This is a genomic window from Bradyrhizobium sp. PRIMUS42, assembly GCF_023006515.1.
Lineage (GTDB): Bacteria > Pseudomonadota > Alphaproteobacteria > Rhizobiales > Xanthobacteraceae > Bradyrhizobium.
In genome coordinates this window covers 1-4,889 of record NZ_JALBGZ010000491.1, presented here as the reverse complement: position 1 = coordinate 4,889, position 4,889 = coordinate 1, and the positions used below count along the sequence as shown (strand labels likewise).

General features: G+C 63.5%; 5 protein-coding genes. 2 read left to right on the top strand and 3 right to left on the bottom strand.

The window, feature by feature from the left end:
• Positions 1-231 precede the first annotated feature (231 nt).
• The 3 genes from MOV75_RS27440 to MOV75_RS27430 form a co-directional block, all read right to left on the bottom strand.
• A complete protein-coding gene (locus tag MOV75_RS27440) occupies positions 232-1,719 on the bottom strand; it encodes an O-antigen ligase (RefSeq protein WP_247006927.1) in 1,488 nt (495 codons plus the stop codon).
• Positions 1,720-1,745: 26 nt separating this feature from the next.
• The gene (locus MOV75_RS27435) at positions 1,746-2,327 is read right to left on the bottom strand and encodes a hypothetical protein (protein ID WP_247006926.1); all 582 of its coding nucleotides are present in this window, start codon (positions 2,325-2,327) and stop codon (positions 1,746-1,748) included.
• A gap of 166 nt (positions 2,328-2,493) precedes the next feature.
• Positions 2,494-3,696, bottom strand: coding sequence for a polysaccharide biosynthesis/export family protein (locus MOV75_RS27430; RefSeq protein ID WP_246921158.1), 1,203 nt, complete (start codon positions 3,694-3,696; stop codon positions 2,494-2,496).
• Between the two features lie 278 nt (positions 3,697-3,974).
• On the opposite strand from MOV75_RS27430, the gene MOV75_RS27425 reads away from it, so the two are divergent.
• Positions 3,975-4,538 (top strand): hypothetical protein, encoded by a 564-nt coding sequence (locus tag MOV75_RS27425; RefSeq protein ID WP_246921155.1) that lies wholly within the window; start codon positions 3,975-3,977, stop codon positions 4,536-4,538.
• Positions 4,539-4,612: 74 nt separating this feature from the next.
• On the top strand, positions 4,613-4,888 hold the full coding sequence (locus MOV75_RS27420) for a hypothetical protein (protein WP_246921152.1): 276 nt from the start codon (positions 4,613-4,615) through the stop codon (positions 4,886-4,888).
• The last annotated feature ends 1 nt before the right edge of the window (position 4,889 follow it).

Sequence of the window (4,889 nt, the reverse complement as noted above, 5' to 3'; positions counted from 1 at the left end):
CGGGTAAACGGCGGCGCTGGCGGCCGAGGTGATCGTCGCGGCGAGGGCCGCGGCGGCAGCCATGCGAAGCGCAATCCTGATAACGCTCATAAATCAACCTCCAAAAAATCAGCTGCCCCGATGTGCTTCCTCGGCCCGGGCAAATGGCTGTGCAGTTGCGGAACCTAACCGAAGAGAAAAGAGCTGTCCACTTATTCTAAAGACTTCGTAAACGACGCAACTGCTTCAAATCTAGACACTTTTATGAAGCTTGGGCATCCGGCGCGGCGCGGCGCCTGAGGTCGTCGGACGGCCCTCGCCTCGCCGGCTGGTGGTGCCTCCCTCTGCCACGGCGCGGCTCTCCTTGGTGCGGAACGATTGCGCCAGGCCGGCGCCGAAAAGCGCAAAGAATGGAATGCTGTAGCCGGGCACCTGCAGCGTGAAGTCCAGGCTCGAATGCAGCAGCGACAGCGTGGCGGTCGCCACCGCGGCCAGCGGGATGATGGCATCGCGCCGGCGCCCGAACACGCCCCTCGCCAGCACCAGCAGCATGATGGCCCAGCCGAGCGCCACCAGCAGCGCCATCGGAATGCCCACCTCGGAGGCAAGCTCCAGCGGCGTCGAATGCGCGGCATCCCAGATTCCGCGAATCGAGATGTTGGGGCTGCGGTACGGCGGGAAGGCCCATTGGAACGTGCCCATGCCGGTGCCGAACCAGGGATTGTCGCCGATGATCCGCAGCGTCGATTTCCACGCCTCGATGCGGCCCTCGTCGACCAGGCCCTGGCTGTCGAAGCGGCTGGAGACGCGGCCGCCGAGCAGTTGCAAGAGGCCGAGCCCGACGGCAAGGCCCGAGCCGAGCGAGATCCAGATGCCGGTACGCGGCGGCAGGTCCTTGCGCAGGAACAGCGTGAACGCGACGATCATCGCCAGCAGCGACAGGCCGACGCCGGCGCGCGAGGTCGTCATGAACATCGCCATCAGGCAGATCAGCAGGCAGCCAAGCTGCGGCAGGATCTCCTTTGGCGGGATCGCGCGCAGATCGAGCGACAGACGCCGCCATTCGACGTGCCGCTCCGGCAGCCGGCGGCGGACATCTTCCAGGATCAGCAGCATCCAGATCACCGCACAGGACCCGAAATAAGCCGCCGCCGTGTTGCGGTTGATGAAGGTGCCGGTGACGCTGCCGAGATACGCGGTCTTGTCCCGCCACAGGATCATGGTGGGCTCGATCAGGAACGAGAGCACGCCGTAGAGCGCGTAGGCCGCGCCCGAGATCGCGATCACCCACAGCAGGCGGCGTGCGCGGTCGCGATCGACGCCGACGGTGATGCCGAGAACGATGGCGAGGATGTTGGCGAGCGGCGCGCCGAGCGCGAAGAACGCCTCGTTCTTCACGATGGAAGCGGAAGGGGCGATCGGCACGCCGAGCAGATCCGAGGCCTGCTTCCAGATCGGCTGGAATGGCGCGACCCAGGGATGGTCGGAGAGCTGCTCATGCAGCACGAACGCGTAGGCCACAACGATCACGCCGATGCCGGCGAGCAGCCACAGATGCGGCGCCCGCAGATCGCGCGTCGGCGCGAAGATCACCGCAATCCCGAGACACAGGCACCAGAACGCGATCGACAGATCATTGGTCGAGCCGAACGGAAACGGCGCGCCGGCCACCACGAAGAACAGGATGAAGGTCGCGGGCAAGCTCCATGACCAACGTATCTTGGGAAGCCAGAGGCGCATCGTCGTTCTTGCGAGCCTTCTTGGGCTTAGAGGAAGCAATCGATCGGATAGATCTTCAGATCCACATTGAGGCGGCTGTTCCGGGTCTGCGCCCGGAATGCCAAGAATACTCCAAAGCTATCACTGCCCGGGTCGAGTTTTATTCCAGGGGTTAATTCGTCGGGCGGGACCAGAACGCCGATGTGCCGGTTGATGGCCGAAATCTCGATCCGCCCCTCCCCCTCGCCGAAATGCCCGCCGAGCTGCGTCACCGTGACTTTGGGCAGGCCGCGGCGCTGATGGCAGACCTCCTCCTCCCATAGCTTGGTCTGCTGGACCAGCGGTTTGCCCGCGCCATCGGGAACGACGATATCGGGGAAAGATGGGCGCAGCATCCCGAAGAACTTGCTCTCCTTGGAGTTCGCCGACAGCCGGATCGTAAACGACAGCTCGCCCCTGGCTCCCTTGAGGCGCGACAAGACCGGAGCGTCAGGCTCCGCGAAGACCATCACGTCGATGCGGTGGCGGACGCCTAGCTCTGCAGCAGCGCCGAGAGCCTGCCCGAGCGGTGCAAGCCCGAAGCCGACGGGGACGAGAGCCAAAAGACGGCAAAGTGTCCGAAAGCGCATGAAGCCCCTTGCAACAGTGCGGGATGCCCGATGACCGGCGCCCTGCGCAGTGGTGCCTTGATCTTATCCCGAACTCGTAGCCGCAGCAGAACCGCTTCGATCTAAACGAAAATGGCACCGGGACAAAGCCCCGGTGCCATCGTTTTTGCTCGATCAAGTCGGCGTCTTACGGCGCCAGCTTGACGTTGTTGCGGAAGATCAGGGCGTCGTTGGAGAGATTCACCGCATCCGAGCCGGTGGCCATGATCACGCGCAGGAACTGCAGGAATTTCGTAACTTCGACGTTGCGGGAGTTCGAGACGTAGATCACGTCGCCGTTCTTCATCATGACCTTGGTGGTAAGGAAGAAGCCACCGGGATCGCGGAGGTTCACGTTGAAGATGACCGGAACGGTCTCGGAAGTGTACTTGCTGACGTCGATGCCGAGCTGGGCCGCAACCTCGCGCGGCTCGCGGCGATAGAGGTAGACGGCAGCCGGATCAGCTTGACCATCCAGAAGACCACCCGACTTGCCGACGGCTTCGCCGAGGTTGATGCGCCAGGCATCGAAGTTGAACTCGCCGCTCTGACCGCTGGCGCCGAACGCCAGGAACTTCTGCTGCTCGCGATAGACATAGATGCTGTCGTCGGGGCGAACATAAACGTTGTTCTCGGGCGCCATCACGAGATTTTCGAACGGCACGGTGGCCCGCCGTCCGCCACGCTCCAGCATGACCCAGGTCTCGAAGCCTTGGCCCTTGATGCCGCCGGCGCGGGTGATCGCATCGAGCACGCGATCCTTGGCACCCGCCGCGCTCGCCGGATAACGCGCCGGCGAATTGACTTCGCCGAGCACGCTGATGAGCTGGGTGCGCTGCGAGGACATCGCGACGACCGCCTGTGGTTCGATGGCGCGGTTGCCGATCTTATCGACGATCGAGCGCTGGATTTGCACCGCCGTAAGCCCCGCAGCCTTGATCTGGCCGGCATAGGGCACGGTGATGAAGCCGTCATTGTCGACCGACTGATCCGGGATCGTCACATAGTTGCCCGGGCGGACGCCGGCTTCCGCCGGGATGAACAGACCGCCTGCCGCGGCTTCGAAGATGGTGACACTGACGACGTCGCCGATGCCGAATACGATGCTGGCCGGCGGCCGCTTGTCCGTGAACGCCCCCGCGAGCCCCTTGGGCTCATGGGTGTGCAGGATCTTCACCGTGGCCGGATTGAGCGGCACCAGCTCATAGGCCGGTGCGTTTTCAGTCTGAATCTTGTTGTTGACGTCGTCCGTGAGCGGACCCGAGCCGGGATTGGTCGAACAGGCTCCAAGCGACAACGCAGCCACTAGAAACGCCGGCTTCAATAAATATGACTTGGCAAAGGAATGCATGAATCGCGCCCCAGGAGTCCCCTATTAGCCCCTGATTGGTACGGCCTAGGGGGTGGTGCGACAAGGCTTCCCGGTGGTTAACGGAGCGATCCGTCGGCTACTGTTGCGTGCGGGCCACTCTTTGGGGCTTGGTTTAACCCTTTGTGACTATTTGTTGTATTTCGTGTGCCCGGTCGGCGAGCAAACCGCCCAACTCAAGGGCTCCCTGTGTCGAGCGCGAGGCTTCTTGGCCTCCCTCCGCTCTGCTAAGTCTGGGCCGTTAAGGATAGGAACTCCCATTGTCCGGCTTCCTTCTTGTCCCGCTGTTGGCAGGCTCCCTCCTTGGCGCCGCTGATCGCCCATGGGGCTCTGTTACCTCCTGCGCGCGATCCTCGTGCCAGGGCGCAGCCATCGTTGAGGTGGCCACCCCAGCCCTCTCCTCGGTTTGGAAGTTCAGCCGCACCCAGGGGGCCAAGGACGGCGAAAGCTTCGCAGCCATCACGAAGACGGCGGACACGACCCAATCCGACCCGGACTTCGCCGGCCTGATCGTCCGCTGCGCGCCGAAAGGCAAGATCGACGTGCTGGTGGCCTTGATCCGGCCCTTCCCGCCGCGGAGCCACCCCAAGGTCACCATCGCCGCGAGCAACGGCGGCACTCTGACCTTTGACGCCAGCATGGCTGCCGCCGGCGCCGCCGTGCTGCTGCCTGACGAGGTCTCGGCCTTTGCCGCCGGCAAATGGCAGACGACGCCCTCGCTGTCCGTGGTAGTCCGAGAAAGCGACAGCGAGATCAAGGGTATGGTGGCGCTGAATGGCTTGCGGGAGGCCTACCATTCGCTGCTGGCAAATTGCAGCCAATAGGCCCAATTTAGCCATACAACTTAAGGGTCTTTTTAGGGTGGGGAACCTAGGGTCCGAAGCACGGAGTGTTTCGGATGACCGCGTTTTTGATTTTCAGCTTTCTGGTAGGTGCCGTGCTGGGCCAACGCTTTCGCGTCCTGGTGCTGCTGCCGTTGACCTTCGTTATGGTGCTTGCCGCCGTCCCGGTCGGGCTGATGGTCGATGTCACCGTGCTCGATAGCCTGAAAGGTGTGGCACTCGCAGCTATCGCCCTCCAGGGCGGCTATCTCTTTGGGTCGGGCGCGCGCTTTGGCCTTGCCGCCGCACGTGCCGGGCGAGCCGTCGGTCGCCCGATCAAGGCCACGCGCTGAT

Coding starts and splice junctions, on each gene's coding strand:
- MOV75_RS27430 (WP_246921158.1), bottom strand. CDS start 3,696: ATGCATTCCTTTGCCAAGTCATATTTATTGAAGCCGGCGTTTCTAGTG.
- MOV75_RS27440 (WP_247006927.1), bottom strand. CDS start 1,719: ATGCGCCTCTGGCTTCCCAAGATACGTTGGTCATGGAGCTTGCCCGCG.
- MOV75_RS27420 (WP_246921152.1), top strand. CDS start 4,613: ATGACCGCGTTTTTGATTTTCAGCTTTCTGGTAGGTGCCGTGCTGGGC.
- MOV75_RS27435 (WP_247006926.1), bottom strand. CDS start 2,327: ATGCGCTTTCGGACACTTTGCCGTCTTTTGGCTCTCGTCCCCGTCGGC.